The 20,554-nt window shown below is 62.2% G+C and carries 17 protein-coding genes; 12 read left to right on the plus strand and 5 right to left on the minus strand.

The genetic code is table 11. From position 1 onward, the window contains the following. Positions 1 to 153 precede the first annotated feature (153 nt). From urtA to ureC, 11 genes are all read left to right on the plus strand, one after another. Positions 154 to 1,419: an urea ABC transporter substrate-binding protein gene (urtA, locus tag J3361_RS14320; RefSeq protein WP_025211599.1), complete on the plus strand. Its 1,266-nt coding sequence runs from the start codon at positions 154 to 156 to the stop codon at positions 1,417 to 1,419. Between the two features lie 126 nt (positions 1,420 to 1,545). Further along, positions 1,546 to 3,042: an urea ABC transporter permease subunit UrtB gene (gene urtB / locus J3361_RS14325; protein WP_207965140.1), complete on the plus strand. Its 1,497-nt coding sequence runs from the start codon at positions 1,546 to 1,548 to the stop codon at positions 3,040 to 3,042. Continuing rightward, positions 3,042 to 4,121, plus strand: a complete 1,080-nt coding sequence (gene urtC / locus J3361_RS14330) for an urea ABC transporter permease subunit UrtC (RefSeq protein WP_207965141.1) — start codon at positions 3,042 to 3,044, stop codon at positions 4,119 to 4,121. The genes urtB and urtC overlap by 1 nt, the downstream gene beginning before the upstream one ends. Further along, a complete protein-coding gene (gene urtD, locus J3361_RS14335) occupies positions 4,118 to 4,978 on the plus strand; it encodes an urea ABC transporter ATP-binding protein UrtD (RefSeq protein WP_207965142.1) in 861 nt (286 codons plus the stop codon). Before urtC ends, urtD begins: the two co-directional genes overlap by 4 nt. A gap of 133 nt (positions 4,979 to 5,111) precedes the next feature. Beyond that, positions 5,112 to 5,810, plus strand: coding sequence for an urea ABC transporter ATP-binding subunit UrtE (gene urtE, locus J3361_RS14340; protein ID WP_207965143.1), 699 nt, complete (start codon positions 5,112 to 5,114; stop codon positions 5,808 to 5,810). Between the two features lie 30 nt (positions 5,811 to 5,840). After that, positions 5,841 to 6,683 (plus strand): urease accessory protein UreD, encoded by an 843-nt coding sequence (locus tag J3361_RS14345; protein ID WP_207965144.1) that lies wholly within the window; start codon positions 5,841 to 5,843, stop codon positions 6,681 to 6,683. Between the two features lie 261 nt (positions 6,684 to 6,944). Next, positions 6,945 to 7,247, plus strand: a complete 303-nt coding sequence (locus J3361_RS14350) for an urease subunit gamma (RefSeq protein WP_039593493.1) — start codon at positions 6,945 to 6,947, stop codon at positions 7,245 to 7,247. A gap of 9 nt (positions 7,248 to 7,256) precedes the next feature. Then, the gene (locus J3361_RS14355) at positions 7,257 to 7,790 is read left to right on the plus strand and encodes a GNAT family N-acetyltransferase (RefSeq protein ID WP_207965145.1); all 534 of its coding nucleotides are present in this window, start codon (positions 7,257 to 7,259) and stop codon (positions 7,788 to 7,790) included. Between the two features lie 5 nt (positions 7,791 to 7,795). Continuing rightward, a complete protein-coding gene (locus J3361_RS14360; RefSeq protein ID WP_207965146.1) occupies positions 7,796 to 8,329 on the plus strand; it encodes a GNAT family N-acetyltransferase in 534 nt (177 codons plus the stop codon). Further along, complete coding sequence (locus tag J3361_RS14365; protein ID WP_207965147.1) at positions 8,326 to 8,631, plus strand: urease subunit beta; 306 nt, start codon at positions 8,326 to 8,328, stop codon at positions 8,629 to 8,631. The genes J3361_RS14360 and J3361_RS14365 overlap by 4 nt, the downstream gene beginning before the upstream one ends. A 127-nt stretch (positions 8,632 to 8,758) precedes the next feature. Continuing rightward, complete coding sequence (gene ureC, locus J3361_RS14370) at positions 8,759 to 10,459, plus strand: urease subunit alpha (protein WP_207965148.1); 1,701 nt, start codon at positions 8,759 to 8,761, stop codon at positions 10,457 to 10,459. An 83-nt stretch (positions 10,460 to 10,542) separates the two neighbouring features. Here the strand turns inward: ureC and J3361_RS14375 are convergent, their stop codons facing one another. The 3 genes from J3361_RS14375 to J3361_RS14385 form a co-directional block, all read right to left on the minus strand. After that, positions 10,543 to 15,582: an NEL-type E3 ubiquitin ligase domain-containing protein gene (locus J3361_RS14375; protein ID WP_207965149.1), complete on the minus strand. Its 5,040-nt coding sequence runs from the start codon at positions 15,580 to 15,582 to the stop codon at positions 10,543 to 10,545. 107 nt (positions 15,583 to 15,689) lie between these two features. Beyond that, positions 15,690 to 15,989 (minus strand): chaperone modulator CbpM, encoded by a 300-nt coding sequence (locus J3361_RS14380; RefSeq protein ID WP_207965150.1) that lies wholly within the window; start codon positions 15,987 to 15,989, stop codon positions 15,690 to 15,692. Positions 15,990 to 16,224: 235 nt separating this feature from the next. Continuing rightward, positions 16,225 to 17,163, minus strand: coding sequence for a DnaJ C-terminal domain-containing protein (locus J3361_RS14385; RefSeq protein WP_207965151.1), 939 nt, complete (start codon positions 17,161 to 17,163; stop codon positions 16,225 to 16,227). 295 nt (positions 17,164 to 17,458) lie between these two features. Here J3361_RS14385 and J3361_RS14390 point away from each other — a divergent pair, with 295 nt between their 5' ends. Next, positions 17,459 to 18,724 carry an Hsp70 family protein gene (locus tag J3361_RS14390; RefSeq protein WP_207965152.1) on the plus strand — a complete coding sequence of 422 codons (1,266 nt, stop codon included), beginning with the start codon at positions 17,459 to 17,461 and terminating at the stop codon, positions 18,722 to 18,724. A 144-nt stretch (positions 18,725 to 18,868) separates the two neighbouring features. On the opposite strand, the gene J3361_RS14395 is transcribed toward J3361_RS14390, so the two are convergent. Both J3361_RS14395 and J3361_RS14400 read right to left on the minus strand, forming a co-directional pair. Beyond that, positions 18,869 to 19,882 carry an AI-2E family transporter gene (locus J3361_RS14395; RefSeq protein WP_092171427.1) on the minus strand — a complete coding sequence of 338 codons (1,014 nt, stop codon included), beginning with the start codon at positions 19,880 to 19,882 and terminating at the stop codon, positions 18,869 to 18,871. 233 nt (positions 19,883 to 20,115) lie between these two features. Continuing rightward, positions 20,116 to 20,388 (minus strand): PsiF family protein, encoded by a 273-nt coding sequence (locus J3361_RS14400; protein ID WP_207965153.1) that lies wholly within the window; start codon positions 20,386 to 20,388, stop codon positions 20,116 to 20,118. Between the last annotated feature and the right edge of the window lie 166 nt (positions 20,389 to 20,554).

Genomic DNA, 20,554 nt, shown 5'->3' on the forward strand with positions numbered 1-20,554 from the left:
ATGTGGTCGCTGACGGTGCATTGTCGTTTTCCTTCTCTACCGCCAACCCCGCATTTCAAAGCCTTTTCCCGACCGGGCACACCCCTTGCAAAAGCGCCTTCAGCGTTTGCATCTGCCGCCCAAAAAAACTCATAAGTCCATGGAGATCGCACAATGAAGCGTCGTAGCTTGATCAAGGCTTTTACACTCTCGGCAAGTATTGCCGCGATGGGCATGGCCTGGACCGTCCAGGCCGCCGAAACCATCAAGGTCGGCATCCTGCATTCGCTGTCCGGCACCATGGCGATCTCCGAGACGTCCCTCAAGGACATGGCGCTGATGACCATCGACGAGATCAACGCCAAGGGTGGCGTGAACGGCAAAAAGCTTGAGGCCGTAGTCGTGGACCCGGCATCGAACTGGCCACTGTTCGCCGAAAAGGGCCGTCAGTTGCTGACCCAGGACAAGGTCGCCGTGGTGTTCGGCTGCTGGACCTCGGTGTCGCGTAAATCCGTGTTGCCGGTGTTCGAAGAGCTCAACGGGCTGCTGTTCTACCCGGTGCAATACGAAGGCGAAGAGATGTCGCCCAACGTCTTCTACACCGGCGCAGCGCCGAATCAGCAGGCGATTCCGGCGGTGGAATACCTGATGAGCGAAGAAGGCGGCAGCGCCAAGCGCTACTTCCTGCTGGGCACCGACTACGTCTACCCGCGCACCACCAACAAGATCCTGCGTTCGTTCCTGCACTCCAAAGGCGTGGCGGACAAGGACATCGAAGAGGTCTATACCCCGTTCGGCCACAGCGACTACCAGACCATTGTCGCCAACATCAAGAAATTCTCGGCCGGTGGCAAGACCGCGGTCATCTCCACCGTGAACGGCGACTCCAACGTGCCGTTCTACAAAGAACTGGCGAACCAGGGCCTGAAGGCTACCGACGTGCCGGTCGTAGCGTTCTCGGTGGGCGAAGAGGAACTGCGTGGCATCGACACCAAGCCACTGGTGGGCAACCTGGCGGCATGGAATTACTTCGAGTCCGTGGATAACCCGGCGAACAAGAAATTCGTCGATTCCTGGAAAGCCTACGCCAAGGCCAAGAACCTGCCGGGCGCCGACAAAGCGGTGACCAACGACCCGATGGAGGCCACCTACGTCGGCATCCACATGTGGGCGCAAGCGGTGGAAAAAGCCAAGTCCACCGATGTCGACAAGGTCCGCGAAGCCCTGGCCGGCCAGACCTTCGCCGCACCGTCGGGCTACACCCTGACCATGGACAAGACCAACCATCACCTGCACAAGCCCGTGATGATCGGCGAGATCCAGGCCGACGGTCAGTTCAACGTGGTCTGGCAGACCGAAGGCCCGATCCGCGCCCAACCTTGGAGCCCGTTCATCGCCGGCAACGACAAGAAGCCTGACTATGCGGTGAAGAGCAACTGAGCCTGGGAACAAGCCCCTAACTCTGTGGGAGCAAAGCTTGCTCGCGATCGCGGTCATCCAGACACACCGCCATCGCGAGCAAGCTTTGCTCCCACAGGGTCCGTCGTCGCCTTACAGGACGTAGCTATGTCCCTTTATCGTTTGCTCCTCCTAGTATGTTTGCTGTTGCCACTGGGCGCCCACGCCGGCGACGCCGAAGACTTCGTCGCCGCCAACCCGACCCAGCAGGCCAAGCTTTTGGAAACCTGGGCCGCGCAGCCGGAGCCTGAGCGCGTCGAACTGATCAACGCCTTGCAACAAGGGCAGTTGACCGTCGATGGCCAACCCAAGACCCTGCGCCTGAACAACCGCTTGCGCGGCCTGATTGAAACCGCGCTCGCCAGCCACCAATTACTCGCCGTCGATGCCCGCGTACGCCTGGCTGCCGCGCAGCAATTGCAAAAAAGTGCCCGCCCGGCGCAACTGGCATTTCTCGATCGACAATTGGCCGGCGAGCAGGACGAAGACGTACACGCCGCCCTGAGCCTGGCCCTGGCGAACCTGCAACTGGTGGACACCAACCCGAACGTGCGCCTGGCCGCCGTGCGCCTGCTGGGGGAAACCGGTGATCCATTGGCCCGCACCCGCCTGGAAGGTTTACTTGAGCCCGGCGTCGAAACCGATGCCGCCGTGCGCACCGCCGCTGAGACCAGCCTCAGCCAGGTCAAGCGCAAACTCCTGGTGGGCGAGTTGCTGGGCCAGGCCTTCAGCGGCATGTCCCTGGGCTCGATCCTGCTGCTCGCCGCCCTCGGCCTGGCGATCACCTTTGGCCTGCTGGGGGTGATCAACATGGCCCACGGCGAGATGCTCATGCTCGGCGCCTACTCCACCTACGTGGTGCAGATACTGTTCCAGCGCTTCGCCCCGAACGCCATCGAGTTCTATCCGCTGATCGCTTTGCCAGTGGCGTTTTTCATCACCGCGGCCATCGGCATGGCCCTGGAGCGCACGGTGATTCGCCATCTCTACGGGCGCCCGCTGGAAACCCTGCTCGCCACCTGGGGCATCAGCCTGATGCTGATCCAACTGGTGCGCCTGGTGTTCGGTGCGCAGAACGTCGAAGTCGCCAACCCGGCGTGGCTGTCGGGCGGGATCCAGGTGTTGCCGAACCTGGTGCTGCCGTACAACCGCATCGTGATCATCGCCTTCGCGCTGTTCGTGGTGGTGCTGACCTGGCTGCTGCTGAACAAGACACGCCTGGGCCTGAACGTCCGCGCGGTAACGCAGAACCGCAACATGGCCGCGTGCTGCGGCGTGCCCACCGGGCGCGTGGACATGCTCGCCTTCGGCCTCGGTTCGGGCATCGCCGGGCTCGGCGGCGTGGCCCTGAGCCAGATCGGCAACGTCGGCCCGGACCTGGGCCAGAGCTACATCATCGACTCGTTCCTGGTGGTGGTGCTCGGCGGTGTCGGCCAGTTGGCCGGCAGTGTGTTCGCCGCGTTCGGCCTGGGCATCGCCAACAAGATCCTCGAACCGCAGATCGGTGCCGTGCTCGGCAAGATCCTGATCCTCGCGCTGATCATTCTGTTCATCCAGAAGCGTCCGCAAGGCCTCTTCGCGCTCAAAGGACGGGTAATCGACTGATGAACCAGCCCCTGATGCTCACGGCCACGCAAAAGGCCGGTCCCAAAGTCACTCTCGCCGTCGGCGCGCTGATCCTCGCCGTGCTGTTGAGCCTGCCGCTGCTGTCGCTGCTGGCGGCGGACCATCCGCTCCACGTTTCGGCCTACACCCTGACCCTGGTGGGCAAGATTCTCTGCTATGCCATCGTCGCCCTGGCGCTGGACCTGGTCTGGGGCTACGCCGGCTTGCTCTCCCTGGGCCACGGTTTGTTCTTCGCCCTGGGCGGCTACGCCATGGGCATGTACCTGATGCGCCAGGCCGCCGGCGATGGCTTGCCGGCGTTCATGACTTTCTTGTCGTGGACCGAGTTGCCCTGGTACTGGGCCGGTACCGACAGTTTCCTTTGGGCGATGTGCCTGGTGGTGCTGGCGCCGGGTTTGCTGGCGCTGGTGTTCGGTTTCTTCGCCTTCCGCTCGCGGATCAAGGGCGTGTATTTCTCGATCATGACCCAGGCCCTGACCTTCGCCGGAATGCTGCTGTTTTTCCGCAACGAAACCGGGTTTGGCGGCAACAACGGCTTTACCAATTTCCGTTCGATCCTGGGCTTTGGCATCACCGAACCGGGCACCCGGGCGGTGCTGTTTTTCGCCACGGTGTTGTTGCTGGTGGCGAGCCTGTTCATCGGCTGGCGCCTGGCCCGCAGCAAATTCGGCCGGGTGCTGACCGCCCTGCGCGACGCGGAAAACCGGCTGATGTTCTGCGGCTACGATCCCCGGGGGTTCAAGCTGTTCGTCTGGGTGTTGAGCGCGGTGTTGTGCGGCTTGGCCGGGGCGTTGTACGTGCCGCAGGTGGGCATCATCAACCCCAGCGAAATGTCGCCGACCAACTCCATCGAAGCCGCCGTCTGGGTCGCCCTCGGCGGGCGCGGCACGTTGATCGGGCCGTTGCTGGGCGCCGGGGTGGTGAACGGCATGAAGAGCTGGTTCACCGTGGCGTTTCCTGAATATTGGCTGTTCTTCCTCGGCGCCCTGTTCATCGTCGTGACCCTGTATCTGCCCAAGGGCGTGATCGGGCTGCTGAAGAAAAGGGGCGAACAATGAGAATCACACCGACGGCGGATTTCATGCTCGAACCCATCCTGGAGCCCAACAAAGACCAAGGCAGCAGCCGCGACGCCATCGGCCTCGGCCAGGCGGCCGGCGTGGGCCTGAACACCCGCCACGGCACCATCCTGACTTTGGAAGACATCAGCGTCAGTTTCGATGGTTTCAAGGCCTTGAACGAGTTGAACCTGTACATCGGCGTCGGCGAATTGCGCTGCATCATCGGCCCCAACGGTGCCGGCAAGACCACGCTGATGGATGTCATTACCGGCAAGACCCGCCCCAGTCACGGCAAGGCCTGGTTCGGCGAAACCCTCGACCTGACGACCATGAGCGAAGTGCAGATCGCCCAGGCCGGCATCGGCCGCAAATTCCAGAAGCCCACGGTGTTCGAAGCCTTGAGCGTGTTCGAGAACCTGGAGCTGGCGCTCAAGACCGACAAATCGGTGTGGGCCAGCCTGCGGGCGAAACTGACCGGCGAGCAGCACGATCGCATCGACGAAGTACTCGAGACCATCCGCCTCACCGCCTCGGTCAACCGCGCCGCAGGGTTGCTGTCCCACGGCCAGAAGCAGTTCCTGGAGATCGGCATGCTGCTGGTGCAGGACCCGCAATTGCTGCTGCTCGACGAACCGGTGGCGGGCATGACCGACGCCGAGACCGAGTTCACCGCCGAGCTGTTCAAGACCCTGGCGGGCAAGCATTCGCTAATGGTGGTGGAGCACGACATGGGCTTCGTCGGCGCGATTGCCGACCACGTCACCGTGTTGCACCAAGGCAGCGTGCTGGCTGAAGGGTCGCTGGAGCAGGTGCAGGCCGATGAGCGGGTGATCGAGGTTTACCTCGGTCGCTAGATCGACAAACACATTCCCCCTGTGGGAGCGGGCTTGCTCGCGAATGCGCAGTGTCAGTCAAAGTTGTTCTGCCTGACTCACCGCTTTCGCGAGCAAGCCCGCTCCCACAGGGGACTTGAGGGGAATTCAAGACATGCTGCAAGTCGAAAAACTGCACCAGTACTACGGCGGTAGCCACATCCTGCGCGGCCTGTCGTTCGACGCCAAGGTCGGCGAGGTGACGTGCCTGCTGGGGCGCAACGGCGTGGGCAAGACCACCCTGCTCAAATGCCTGATGGGCCTGTTGCCGGCCAAGGAAGGTGCGGTGAATTGGGAGGGCAAGGCCATCACTGCCTTCAAGCCGCACCAACGGGTGCACGCCGGCATTGCCTACGTGCCCCAGGGCCGGGAAATTTTCGGCCGGCTGACGGTAGAAGAAAACCTGCTGATGGGGCTGTCGCGTTTCCCTGGTTCAGAGGCCAAGGAAGTACCGGCCTTTATCTATGAATTGTTCCCGGTGCTGCTGCAGATGAAACAACGCCGGGGCGGTGATCTGTCCGGCGGCCAGCAACAGCAGCTCGCCATTGGCCGGGCCCTGGCCAGTCGGCCGCGCCTGCTGATTCTCGACGAGCCCACCGAAGGCATCCAGCCCTCGGTCATCAAGGAGATCGGCGTGGTGATCAAGAAACTGGCGGCCCGGGGCGACATGGCGATTTTGCTGGTGGAGCAGTTTTACGATTTCGCCGCCGAGCTGGCCGATCAATACCTGGTGATGTCCCGGGGCGAGATCGTGCAGCAGGGCCGCGGAGAAAACATGGAAGCCGAGGGTGTGCGCGGGCTGGTTACGATCTAGTCTTAGCGTCCCGACGATTATTAGAAAATCATGAATCTACCTGTTTCGCCCTCCGCCCTGTTCACCCCCAGCTGGCACGCCGAGCTGGATTTGGGCTACGCCCGCTTCGGCGATTGCACACGCCCGGTACAGCGCCGCCATAAAGGCCCGCTGCGGGTGCAGAAGCACTTGTACGCCGAAGGCCCCGAGGTGTGCCAGCACATCATCGTCCACCCGCCCGGCGGGATTGCCGGCGGTGATCGACTGGACATCTCGGCCCACGTCGGCCCGGGTGCCTGGGCGCAATTGACCAGCCCAGGCGCCGCCAAGTGGTACCGCGCCGCCGGCCCGGCGTACCAGCAGTTGACCCTGAGCGTGGCCCCCGGTGCGACCCTGGAATGGCTGCCCCAGGAAACCATCGTGTTCAGCGCGGCCCAGGCCGAACTCAGCACGCGCATCGACCTGCAGGGCGACGGGCGCCTGTTCTACTGGGACATGGTTGCCCTCGGCCGGCCGGCCAGCGGCGAGCGGTTCGACCTCGGGCACTTTCAATCGCGGCTGGACATTCGCCGCGACGGCCAGTTGCTGTGGCACGAGCGCCAGCGCATCGTGGGCGGTGATGGGCTGCTCGACTCGCCCATCGGGCTGGGCGGTGATCCGGTGTTTGCCACGTTACTGGTGACCGGCGAGATCGACAGCGAGCTGCTGGAGCGCTGCCGGTCCCTGGGCCATGCCGTGCGCGGCGACCTGACCCAATTGCCCGGTTTGCTCGTGGCCCGCTGCCTGGCGAGCGAGGCGTTGCTGGCGCGGGGGTGGTTGATTGAGTTGTGGCGTTTGCTCAGGCCTGCATTGCTCGGAAGAGAGGCCATGCCACCGAGAATCTGGAGTACCTGAATCCGCTTTTCTGTGGGAGCAATGGCATGCAAACAATGAATTTCTGTGGGAGCAATGGAGTGGAAGCAATGAATTTCTGTGGGAGCAAAGCTTGCTCGCGATGAACGATAACGCGGTCCTTCTGATCGACCGAGGCGCTGCTATCGCGAGCAAGCTTTGCTCCCACAGGTTTTGCTTTCAAAGGTTTTGCTTTCACAGGCTCGCTCCCACAGTGGAATGGATCTACAGCGAAATTTTTTTATCTGCCCTTATGGAATGCACATGGACCTGACCCCACGCGAAAAAGACAAGCTGCTGATCTTCACCGCCGGCCTCGTTGCCGAACGGCGCCTGGCCCGTGGCTTGAAACTCAACTACCCGGAAGCCATGGCCTACATTTCCGCCGCGCTGCTGGAAGGTGCCCGTGACGGCCAGACCGTCGCCGAGCTGATGCACTTCGGCACTACCCTGCTGAGCCGCGAGCAGGTGATGGAAGGCATCCCGGAAATGATTCCGGAAATCCAGGTCGAAGCGACGTTTCCCGACGGCACCAAACTGGTCACCGTCCATCAACCCATCGCCTGAGGCCACGCCATGACTGCCCATGTTCGTGACGCTCAACCCGCCGACCTGGCGGCGATTCGCGACATCTACAACGACGCCGTGCTCAACACCACGGCGATCTGGAACGAGCAGGCCGTGGACCTGGGCAACCGCCAGGCCTGGTTCAGTGCCCGGCAACACCAGGGCTACCCGGTGCTGGTGGCCGTCGACGCCGAGGACAACGTGCTCGGCTACGCTTCCTTCGGCGACTGGCGGCCGTTCGACGGCTTCCGTCATACGGTGGAGCATTCGGTATATGTGCGCAGCGACCAGCGCGGCAATGGCCTTGGCCCGTTGCTGATGGCTGCCCTGATCGAGCGCGCCAGGTCCTGCGATAAACACGTCATGGTCGCCGCCATCGAGAGCGGCAACGCGGCCTCGATTCGCCTGCATGAGCGGGCCGGTTTCGTCACCACCGGGCAGATGCCTCAGGTGGGCACCAAGTTCGGCCGTTGGCTGGACCTGACGTTCATGCAGTTGGTCCTCAACCCCGGGGCGCCACCGCCCGCCATCGACAAGGAGTGATACCGATGAACGCCGCCCAGTTGCGTCGAGTCCATGCTGAAAGCTTTGCCCATTACCGCCAGGGCCTGATCGATCTGCTGCTCGACGCTGTCGGTTACGGCGCCAGCGTCGGGTTCATGGCCGACCTTGATGCCGTCCAGGCCCGTGCCTATTTCGACGAAGTCCAGACCGGCCTCAACCAGGGCCACCTGCTGCTATGGGTGGTGGTCAAGGATGAGCAGGTACAGGCCAGCGTCCAGCTTGCCCTGTGCCAGAAGCCCAACGGTCTCAACCGCGCCGAAGTGCAGAAGCTGCTGGTACGCGGCGAGGCCCGCCGTCGTGGCCTGGGCCAGCAATTGATGAGCGCCCTGGAACTCGGCGCCCGCCAGCACAAGCGCGGCCTGCTGTACCTCGACACCGAGGCCGGCTCCGAGGCCGAGGCGTTCTACCGCGCCATGGGCTACACCCGCGTCGGCGAACTGCCCGACTACTGCCAGAGCCCGGACGGGACCTACACCCCGACCGCTATTTACTACAAGATCTTGGGGCAACCGCAATGATTCCAGGGCAATACCAGGTCCAGCCTGGCGACATCGAACTCAACGTCGGCCGCCGTACCCTCACGCTGAGCGTCGCCAACAGCGGCGACCGGCCGATCCAGGTTGGCTCGCACTATCACTTTTTCGAAACCAACGACGCCCTGGCCTTCGACCGCGCCGCCAGCCGTGGCATGCGCCTGAACATCCCGGCCGGCACCGCGGTGCGCTTCGAACCGGGCCAGAGTCGGGAAGTCGAGCTTGTCGAGCTGGCCGGGTTGCGGCGGGTTTATGGGTTCGCCGGACGAGTCATGGGCAGCTTGTGAATGACTTCAGCTGCAAGCTTCTAGCTGCAAGCTGCAAGAAACAGCGGTTTGCGGCGCTCCCCCCTGCTTTGTTTTTACTTGAGGCTTGCAGCTTGAAGCTTGCAGCTCATATGCGAGGATCTTTGCAATGAAAATAGGTCGTCAGGCATATGCCGACATGTTCGGCCCCACCGTCGGCGACAAGGTCCGCCTGGCCGACACTGAACTGTGGATCGAAGTGGAAAAGGACTTCACCACCTACGGCGAAGAAGTGAAATTCGGCGGCGGCAAGGTCATTCGCGACGGCATGGGCCAGAGCCAACTGTTGGCCGCCGAGGTCGTCGACACGCTGATCACCAACGCGCTGATCATCGACCACTGGGGCATCGTCAAGGCCGATGTCGGCCTCAAGGACGGGCGCATCGCAGCCATCGGCAAGGCCGGCAACCCGGACATCCAGCCCGACGTGACCATCGCCATCGGCGCCAGCACCGAAGTGATTGCCGGCGAAGGCATGATCCTCACCGCCGGCGGCATCGACACCCACATTCACTTCATCTGCCCCCAGCAGATCGAAGAAGCGCTGATGAGCGGCGTCACCACCATGATCGGCGGCGGCACGGGCCCGGCCACCGGGACCAACGCCACCACCTGCACCTCCGGGCCCTGGCACCTGGCGCGCATGCTCCAGGCCGCCGATGCCTTCCCGATGAACATGGGTTTCACCGGCAAGGGCAACGCCAGCCTGCCGGAGCCGCTAGTGGAACAGGTCAAGGCCGGCGCCATCGGCCTGAAGCTGCACGAAGACTGGGGCACCACCCCGGCGGCCATCGACAACTGCCTGAGCGTGGCCGACCAGTACGACGTGCAGGTGGCGATCCACACCGACACCCTCAACGAGTCCGGCTTCGTCGAAACCACCCTGGCCGCGTTCAAGGGCCGCACCATCCACACCTACCACACCGAAGGCGCCGGTGGCGGCCACGCGCCGGACATCATCAAGGCCTGCGGCTTCCCCAACGTGCTGCCCAGCTCCACCAACCCGACCCGGCCGTTCACCCGCAACACCATCGACGAGCATCTGGACATGTTGATGGTCTGCCATCACCTGGACCCAAGCATTGCCGAAGACGTGGCCTTCGCCGAAAGCCGCATCCGCCGCGAGACCATCGCCGCCGAAGACATTCTCCACGATCTCGGCGCCTTCTCGATGATCAGCTCCGACAGCCAGGCCATGGGCCGTGTCGGCGAAGTCATCACCCGCACCTGGCAGACCGCCGACAAGATGAAGAAGCAACGTGGCGCCCTGCCCGGCGACGGCGAAGGCAACGACAATTTCCGCATCAAGCGCTACATCGCCAAGTACACCATCAACCCGGCGATCACCCATGGCATCAGCCATGAAGTGGGCTCCATCGAAGTCGGCAAGTGGGCCGACCTGGTGCTGTGGCGCCCGGCGTTTTTTGGCGTGAAGCCGACCTTGATTCTCAAGGGCGGGGCGATTGCCGCCAGCCTGATGGGCGACGCCAACGCTTCGATCCCGACCCCGCAACCGGTGCACTACCGACCGATGTTCGCAAGCTTTGGCGGCTCGCGGCATGCCACCAGCCTGACCTTCATCAGCCAGGCCGCTGCCGAGGCCGGGTTGCCGGAACAGTTGGGATTGAAGAAGAGGATTGCCGTGGTCAAAGGCTGCCGCGATGTGCAGAAAACCGACCTGATCCACAACGACTACCTGCCGAGCATCGACGTCGACCCACAGACCTATCAGGTCAAGGCCGATGGCGTGTTGTTGTGGTGTGAACCGGCAGATGTCTTGCCGATGGCGCAGCGTTACTTCCTGTTCTGAACCAACAGTTGCCTGTGGCGAGGGAGCTTGCTCCCTCGCCACAGGTTTTCATTGGGTCAAGAAACAGCCGGGCCGGCTTAACCCTATAGATCAGTACTTTCCTTCAACGCATCCAGCTCCGATTGAGTCAACGACTGAATCAGCTCCGCCTCCTGGACTTTGAACTGCAAGGCCAGCGCCTCGGACTGAGAGGCATAAGCGGCTGCCTCCAGGGTTCCGGCGGCCTTTGCCTCATCCAGTTCAATCTGCTTGGCGATGAGGGTATCCGTCAGTGCCTGGAAGGACGTCGGATGGTGTTCCTTCAGGTAATCGATCCAGAAATCCCGCCCCACCAGCGATTGGAACTGCTCAGGCGAACCGTCGAGGGCCAGGACTTGCTCGGCAGCCGCATCAAGTGCCTCTTGCGTGACACCGGCCAGCATCAGGAAGCGTCCGCCTGTGGGCTGTTTGGGCAGTTCCAGCCGCGCCTTCAGCCCGACACGATAGGCCAGGCGAACCTCGACCTCTTCAATCTGCTGTAAGTGTTGGGTTTTCTGCGCGGCCGTAAGATCACGACGCGCCTTGATCGCATCACGACGCTGCTGAATATCTTTCAGCGCAATACGTTCCACCTCATCGAGGCGAAACAGTCCCTTCGCCAGGCGGACCAGCACCGCCGCCTCATCCGTTGCCCCAGCCAGGGCCCGAGCGTTGTGAATCATCAACCTGATTTCCAGGTAGCTGAACGACAACGCCGCGCGGTCCTCGCACGCCGGGGCGCCGGCCAGTTCGAACAGTTCACGGCGCAACTGCGTAGAGTCCCTGGCCGCCTCGAGCATCTGCCAGACGCGCGCCTGGAGGTCCGGGTAGTTTTCTTCGCCCTGATAAGAACCCGCCAATCGATTCAATAACCTGAACAGTTCCTTGGACTGCGGCTCGCGTGCCAGGCTTCGCCACAAGGCCTTCCTTGCCTCCAGTTCGGTGCTTGGCAAATGACGCAACCACTGCTGCACGTTTGAAGGCCTGTCAGGCAGGGCATGACCAAACGCTCCGGGCGAGCGCAGCGCCATCCATTGCGGGTGCGACAGGGAGAGGTTCATCCAATACTCGCCCAAGCGCTGCTGAGTCAGTTCGCTCAACGGATTTCCCTGCAACAGGGTCACGCCATTGAGGCGTGCCGTGGCGTGCGCGCGCGCTGGCGGCGGATCGATCAGGTCGTCCGGGACATCGGTTAATCGATTGTCGCGTAAATCAATGCGTTCGAGGGGCTGTTCACCGAGGCCGCGGGGCCAAACGCTTATATCGGTGCTTTTCAAAAACAGGCCGCGCAAGGCGGGGAAGTGGCTGAAATCCGGCAACCGATCCAGCGGATTGTTCTCCAGATTGAGGATCTTGAGCTGGGTCAGGTCTTGCAGCGTCCCAACGCTGCGACTGGACAAGCGGATCTGATTCGATCCCAATTTGAGCCGGGTCAGGCCATTCATTGCCCCCAGGGCGGCGGGCACATCGGTCAGCCTGTTGAGGGTCATGTCCAACCAGCGAAGGGAGGAAAAACCGGCCAGGAAACTTTCGCTGCCCACTTGCGTAAGTCCCATGTCATTCAGCTTCAGCGACGCCACATGGCTGAAATCGGCGGTCAGGTCGGGAAGCGCCCCGACAGAGTGTTGGCTCAAGTCCAGTTCATAACCCACCCGGCTGCCGTCCACTGCCGTTACCGCCGGGACCTGGCGCCGCCAACAACGCTTGATCTGCTCAGCCACCGGGCGCCTGGCCTGCGGATCCACCAGTTGATGACGCTGGCGACCCACCTCGCGCCAGCCCGGCGTGCTGGCCCAGAGGTCCAGGTCGCGATCGAGCATCTGCAACTCGACCTTACGTCGCTTCAGTTCAGCGACGGCGCCTTCGCCCAATGCCTCCAGCAAGGCCTGGACCTCTTGCTCGGTGTAGTCCGGGTACAGCTCAAGAACCCGCCGTTGCGGCGACCGACCCAACCCCAATCGTTCGCGCAAACCGCCCAGAGGGTAGCCGATCTGGCCCGATGCCAGACGCATCGGCGATTTATACGACGGCTTGACTGGCGGCAGCTTCAACAGGTTTGCCAGGAAATCTCGGCTTGCCGGAGCCGCACCGATGGCCTGTTTCAACAGGTCCCCCTGATGAATCGAAGGACGGCCCATGGCCTGGCGCTCGGCATCCGGCAGGGCACGCTGCAACGCATCGTAAAGGCTGCCCCAGTGGCTCAGGTCGTTGCCTTGGTCGTCGAAGGACTTGTAGGCGCTGCCATCCTTGATCACGTATTTGGTCTGCTCCGCGCCCTGCGGCCCGATCGCGCCGATCAAGTCGCCCGTGACGTCATCTGCGCGCAACTCGATGCGCACCGTGTCACTCCATCCCGACAAGGTTTTCATCGTCGCCAGGGCCAGGCGCGGCGTATCGGCAGTGGCCAGCGGCTCTTGGTACAACCCCTCGTAGGCGCGGTTCATCCGCACCGTGCGCTGGAAATGACGCAGCTCTTCGGCGATACGCAGCGGGATGGGTTTGGTCTGGGCGGCATCGGCAAAATCCCACTCGGCCATCTGCTGTGTTTCAGCCGATGTGGCAAGGGCCAGCATTTGGTCGATTGCCGCGGCGGGGACCGAAGGGAAACGGGATTTGATCAGCGTCGCGCGCGGGTCGCTCGAGAGGTCCTGCTTGGCATAGTAATCGTTGAACAGATTCACTTTTTCGCGCACCACGAGCTCGGCGAGCTGCTTGCGCAACTGACGGACTCGAGCCGGCATATCGGTTTTCGCGATGGCCGGGCTCGCATCGGCCAGCAGGTCGCCGCCGGCGGCATCCACCGCCTCGATCAGGTTTTTCAACACCGAAGGCGTGCGCACGTTCGCTTCGGCAAGGCTGACACCCCGGGCCGCGGCGCCAGCTTGCGGACCAGGTGCGTAGTGCCATAGCCGCCGGCCCGAGCGATCGACCACCTCCAGTTGCAAGCCTTTTGGCCACGGACCATAGCGCGTGAGCAAGTGCAGTTGGGTCATCGGCTCGGCTTTGTCGTAGTCCAGCGCCTCCTCGCTTTGCAGTTGCGCGGTCAACGTCTCGATTTGTCGGCAAATGTCGAAACGCGAGAGCGTATCGGCCAGCAACGCCGGCATCGGCGCGCCCTCTACGTGCATACGCCGCAGCACGTCCTCAGCGGTGCCGCTGGCGATGCGGATCTGCTCCAGCTCCGCCGGGCTGAAATGCTCGACCCGATGCCCAAGCCGTTTCATCAACTTCGCACCCGTCCAGCCATGGGGATGCTCCAGTTCATGGCGCCACGCACCGCTGCCATTGTCCGTCAGCTTGGGTTGATAGGCATCCGGTCGGGAGGGATGGCGAATGCGATACCGCTGCGTAGCCGGATCCAACTGCACTTCATAGTGCTGGCCATCCAGCGCCAGGATCTGGCGCCCGTTGACCCGGTGCAGGCCTCGCGCGTCCGGCACTGCGCCGGCAGGTGGGACGAGATCGCTCCGGTAGGGGGCCAGGTCCGGACGCCAGAGCCGTGACTCGCCGCTGTCCAATCGGAGCGGTTCCAACTGCTCCACGGCGTTGGACCATTGGATATGCGGCAACACTGCGGCGCCCGTGGCCACGAACGCGGTGTTGAGGGCGACGCTGGAAAAATGCGCCCACATTTCCTGAGTCTCCCCGCGCTCGAACGCTTCGATGCCTTCAAAGGCCTCGTTGAACATCTGCACCGCCCCTACCGTCAACATCAGCGGCCCCAGCCCTGGCACAACGAACGCTCCCAGGTTGAGCACATCGATGACCGCATTCAAATAACTTTCCTGGCGCGCCAGACGGGCTTTCTTGTCTTCGTCACCAGTGGGCACCGCTACCGCGCGGGCGTCGAGCTGGATCTTCTGGACCTGCCGTAGCCGCAACGACTCCCACAACGGGGCGGGATTGGGCGAAGTGTCCATGGGCAGCCGTCGCAGGGTCGGTTTGAGCGGGTAGTCGACCAGGCTATTTTTCAGGTCGGAAGGTTGGTAGAACCGGTTGAACTGCTCAAAAAAAACGCCTTGCTTGCGCAGCGGCACAAAACGGCTGAAAAAGCGCCGATAGGCGATGCCGTGCAGGCGCCGCCGCGTTTGCGCCATGAAGTCGGCGCTGGAAGCAAATTCCTTCAGCGGCTGCTCGGGATCACCGGGAAGGTAGGCCACGAGCCGCTCGACCCGCCGGCTGTTTTCACGCTCCGGTCCGATCAGCACGGGGCCAACCAACTCGATGTCGAAAACGCTCAGCGAAGTGAAGGTCACCGCGCGGTCGTCCAAGGTGATTGCGTCCTGGTCGCCGATCACCTGTTGCAACATTCGATAAGCCGCCTGACTGATGTCCCCCTTGGCCCGGGCGACCTCCATGCTCAGCGCCAAACCTTGCCGGTGATGATCACGCAGTTGGCGATCCAACAGGTCGCGTGACGCCTCATCTGCCGGTCGCACGATCGCGTTGATGTGTTCTTGATACTGGCGCCCCAAATCCAATGTGCGACATAGCCTGGCGAAGGCTTCGGGCGCAATCGGCAACGCCCCCGCGCGAAAGGCGCTGGTGGACGGCACGACCTGGCCACCGTAAAACGGACGCTGGGTGGTGATCAGCGTGCAATCGGCACAACCGGGCCGGTTCTCTTCGTCAGGTTCGAAATTGGCCAGCGCGGCCTCCAGCAGCGAAGAGCCATGGTATTCGTACTGATTGAACTGGCTGTCGCCTTTATCCAGCACGAGTGCGCCGAAGAAATCGCTGCGAACTTGCCGTCCGTACTTGCGGACGAAATAAACCTGGCTGACGTCGAGCGTCTGCTTGAATTCAGCCTGGATTGCCTGGTTGAGCAACGGCTCGGCGAAGGCGCGAATGTCCTGGATATCGCCCAAGGCGTTGTCGATCTGGTTCAGGGTCTCGCGGAAGCGCGAATGGCTGCTTTTCAGGCTGCTTCTGGTTTCGTGGGCGGCCGTCGCGTACCAGTCTGGAAGCTCCAGCGCATGGCCGCTCAGCTCCCGCTGGCGCTGCACGATGGCGTCACTGTACCAACCGGGAATACGGGTCTTGAGCAGGTCCAAGTGCAGGCCGCGGGTTCCAGGCTTCACGAGGGGAAGAATGGGTTCTGGCATATCGGGTCATCCTTGACGTTGGAAAACCCGAGCCTAACCAGCGCGTCACCGGCAGATGCGGTAACTATGTATTTTTTAAACAAGACATGACGCGCATGCCTTGGCTTTCAATCCACCCAGCGGCCCAGTTGCTGGCGCAGCCGACGGTTCTCGCTGCGCAGTTGCTGGACTTCCTCCAGCAGGTCCAGCGCCAGGGCGACGCCTTCCCATTCCAGCTCCAGGTCGCGCCGCAGCTTGGCGGCACGCTTGGCCAGGGCCAGTTCGTAATCGGTAAAACGCCAATCCGTCGGGGCCGCGCCGTGGGGTTCGAGGATGCCATGCTCGACGATTTCGATTACATGGACATCGGCCAATGCGGCGGCTTCACAGAACTCCACCAGGTTCAATTCAATGATCGGGTTGTTCATGATCTGCTTCTCCCAATGCTTTAACTGTCGAGTCTAGCCATGATTGTGGCAAGTCTGACCATGACCGTGGCGAGGGAGCTTGCTCCCGCTCGGCTGCGCAGCAGTCGTAAAAATCTGCCAACCGGTTTTTCCTGGTGCACCGTGTTGATTGGTTTTGGGGCTGCTTCGCAGCCCAGCGGGAGCAAGCTCCCTCGCCACAGGTTGTGTGTGTGTGCAGTTGCTCATCGTCCTCCGTTCAGAAATTCTCCCGCGGATCGAACGCGGCTTTCTTCGCCAGCTCTGCCCACAACGCCTTGACCGCCTCGTCGCTGGTCTTGGGCATCACGGCCTTGAGCTGCACGAACAAATAGCCGCGCTCACCGGCCTTATTGCGCAGGCCGTGGCCCTTGGCGCGCATGCGCTGGCCGTTCTGGCTGCCGGCCGGGACCTTGAGGTTGATCTTGCCGGTGAGGGTGGGCACCGCCACTTCGGTGCCCAGCGCCAGTTCCCACGGGGCCAGGGGCAAGGTGATGATCAGGTCCTGGCCCTCGACGTCGAACTTGGGGTGCGGGGCGAAACGAATGGTCAGGTACAAGTCGCCATTGGCGCCGCCACCGATTCCCGGCGCGCCCTGGCCCTTTAGGCGGATGCGTTCGCCATCGGTCACCCCCAACGGAATCTTCACGTTCAGGCTTTTGCTGGTGTTGCTCACATGCTGGCCCGCCGCGTTGTACTGCGGCACCTGGAAGCTGACCTTCTTCGATTCGTTCGACAGGGTTTCTTCCAGGAAGATCGGTAATTCCATTTCCACGTCTTGCCCTCGACGGCCTGCGCTGCGACCTGACTGCCCACCACCGAACCCCGGCCCGCGATTGCCGAAGATCGAACTGAAGAAGTCCGAGAAATCGCCGGTGTCCTGGCCACCAAAACCACCACGGCTCTGCCAACCCGGCGGTCCCTGGAACGGCTGGCCGTGCTGGCCGTAGCGGCGCAAGTCGTCGTATTCGGCGCGCTTGTCGGCGCTTTTCAATGCCTCATAGGCTTCCGAGACGTCCTTGAATTTGGTCTCGGCGTCCTTTTCCTTGCTCACATCCGGGTGGTACTTGCGCGCCAGTTTGCGATAGGCGGCCTTGATCGTGGCGTCGTCGGCCGTCGGCTCGACACCCAGGATCTTGTAATAGTCTTTGAAGTCCATTGAAGGATCACCATCCGTTATCGATATCGCGCCGCCATGCACAGCATGCTCGTTGCACAAGCCCCGGAGTTTGACCAATCTCAAGGTTTGTGACCGGGCGGCGCTTCAGAAGTTTATCGGCAGCTGGTGGCGGTTCTTGTGCCCGCCCTGTGCTACCGGCTCATGCCAGCAAGTTTGGGGGTGTCGGGGTGTCTTTCAAGGCCTCTGTTTGCGAATTAGCAGATAACCGGCCTTCGAATCCGTGCCGCACTGACATACACTGCGCGGCCGTTTTTTCAACTGGAACCTGAAAGACATGAAAAACGCATCCCCGGCCCGTGCCTGCGGCATCGACTTTGGCACGTCCAACTCCACCGTCGGCTGGCTGCGCCCCGGCATGGAAACGTTGATCGCGCTGGAGGACGACAAGATCACCCTGCCCTCGGTGGTCTTTTTCAATCTCGAGGAGCGCCGCCCGGTGTACGGCCGCCTGGCCCTGCACGAATACCTGGAAGGCTACGAAGGCCGGCTGATGCGCTCGCTCAAAAGCCTGCTGGGCTCCAAGCTGATCAAGCACGACACCAGCGTGTTGGGCACGGCCATGCCGTTCAAGGATCTGCTGGGGTTGTTCATCGGCCAGTTGAAGAAACGCGCCGAAGCCGCCGCCGGTCGGGAATTTGAAGAAGTGGTACTGGGGCGCCCAGTGTTTTTCGTCGACGACGATGAACTGGCCGACCAGGAAGCGGAGAACACCTTGGTGGACGTAGCCCGCGCCATCGGGTTCAAGGAAGTCTCGTTCCAGTACGAGCCCATTGCCGCGGCATTCGACTATGAATCGACCATCGAGAAAGAAGAGCTGGTGCTGATCGTCGACATCGGCGGCGGTACCTCGGACTTTTCCCTGGTGCGCCTGTCGCCAGAGCGGCGCATGCATGACAACCGTCACGCCGACATCCTGGCGACCGGCGGCGTGCACATCGGCGGGACCGATTTCGACAAGCAACTCAGCCTGCAAGGCCTGATGCCGCTGTTCGGCTACGGCAGCCGGATGAAAAGCGGCGCCTACATGCCCACCAGCCACCACATGAACCTGGCGACCTGGCACACCATCAACTCGGTGTATTCGCAGAAATCCACCCTGGCCCTGGGCAGCATGCGCTACGACATCGAAGACACGGCGGGCATCGACCGGCTGTTCAAGCTGATCGAACAGCGCGCCGGGCACTGGCTGGCGATGGAAGTGGAAGAAACCAAGATCCAGCTGACCCACGCCGACCAGCGCCACGTGCCGCTGGACCGGATCGAGCCGGGCTTGAGCGTGGACCTGAGCCGAGCCTTGTTCGAGTCGGCCATCGACGGCTTGCTGGAGCGGGTACGCGGCAGTGTCACGCAGTTGCTCAATGATGCCAACGTACGGGTCGATCAGGTCGACACGGTGTTCTTCACCGGCGGTTCCAGCGGCATCCCGGCGCTGCGCAACAGCGTCTCGGCCATGCTGCCCCAGGCGCGACATGTGGAAGGCAATATCTTCGGCAGTATCGGCAGTGGATTGGCGATCGAGGCGATGAAGCGGTATGGGTAAAAAGCAGCTGTGAGCTTCGAGCTGCAAGCTTCAAGGAAGAGCAGTCAGGCGGCGCGGCGGGCTTTTGCTTTTGCTTGCAGCTTGCAGCTTGCAGCTTGAAGCTTGAAGCTTGAAGCTTGAAGCTCAAAGCTTGCAGCTGCCCCCCTACACCATCCCCACCTGCTTCAACTCACTCTTGAGATACGCATAATAAATCGGCCCCGCCACCACCCCCGGCAGGCCGAATGCGGCTTCGAACACCAGCATCGCCATCAGCAATTCCCACGACTTGGCGCTGATCTGCCCGCCGACGATACGGGCGTTGAGGAAGTATTCGAGCTTGTGGATCACGATCAGGTAGCCCAGCGCCGCGACCGCCACCCAGATCGACAACGACAAGGCGACGATGGTGATCAGGGTGTTGGACATCAGGTTGCCGATCACCGGCAACAGCCCCAGCAGGAACGTCATCACGATCAGGGTCTTGGTCAACGGTAGATGTATGCCGAACAGCGGCAGCACCACTGCCAGGAAAATCCCGGTGAAGAAGGTGTTGAGCAGGGAAATCTTGATTTGGGCGAAGACGATGTTGCGAAACGCCTTGACCAGCAGGTTCAGGCGATCGAACAGCGCCGCGGCCAGGGGCTTGCGCTTGGTCAGGTCGGGAATGCGCTGCAGGGCGACGATGGCCCCCAGCACCATGCCGATCAGCAACGTCACGAACATATGGGCTGCGTCCTTGCCCACCAGTTGCAGGTCGCTCAGGTGCTTGCTCACCCAGTCACCGATCGCCACCCGGAACTCGGCGGCGCTGGCCGGCAGGTAGGCGTCGATGAACGGCGGCAATTGCCCACGGGCGCGGTCGACCACCGCCATGAACTTGTCCAGGGAGGCTCCGGGGTTTTCCGCTTCATGGAGCAGGAAACTGAAGGCACCGGCGAAGATCAGGGTCAGCACACTGACCACCAGCGTGCCCAGCAACGCCACCGCCAGCCAGCGGGCGCGGCGGCCTTCGATCAGGCGTTGCAACTGGGGCGTGAGCATGTTGACCAGCTCGAACACCAACAGCCCGGCCAGCAGGCTCGGCAACAGGCGCAGCGGCAGTACCAGCAGCAACCCACCAAAAATGATCACCCAACTGATCACCAACAACACATGACGCTGAGAAAACGTTGGCATACAGCCTCAGGACAAAACGGCGTGAAAGGATCGGCAGTCTGCCAGCGTTCCGCTGGCAGCACTAGGGATTGTGTCGGCCGACCTTCGTCGCAGTTCAGGGCTTTTTTGTAACTTTTGCGTCGGCCCCATCGCGAGCAGGCTCGCTCCCACAGTGGATCGGCGTTGGCCTGCCCATGTGGGAGCGAGCCTGCTCCGGGCGGCGATCCGACGATGGGGCCCCACAGATCCAACACTTATTTTTTCTTCAGGCACTCACTCATGAACGCCTTTCGCGCATCGCCCTTCAGCGCCTGTTCGGTGGCGGTGGCGTTGCAGCTCTTCATGCGCTCCTGCGGGGTAGCCTTGAGGCAATTGCTCATGAACGCCTTGCGCTCGTCGCCCTTGAGCGCCTTGGCGGTGGCGTCGGCGTTGCAGGTGGTCATCTTGCTCTGCTGCGTCGTCTCGGCGAAGCCCTGGGAACACAGCAGCAAACCGATCATCAGCAAAGGCACACGAAGCATCTTCATGGTGTTTCTCCTGGCTGCCACACGAGGAAGTGGCGATGGGGTGCAGTGTAGACAACGCCTGTTACACCTTCATCCGTTCGATCTCCTGCGCCTGGTCTATCGCTTTCGCGAGCAAGCCCGCTCCCACATTCGACCGAGTTTCTTCAGACACAATGCGGTCAATTGT

Origin of the sequence: Pseudomonas sp. OA65, assembly GCF_017498305.1 — a bacterium.
GTDB classification, from domain to species: Bacteria; Pseudomonadota; Gammaproteobacteria; order Pseudomonadales; family Pseudomonadaceae; genus Aquipseudomonas; species Aquipseudomonas zanjanensis.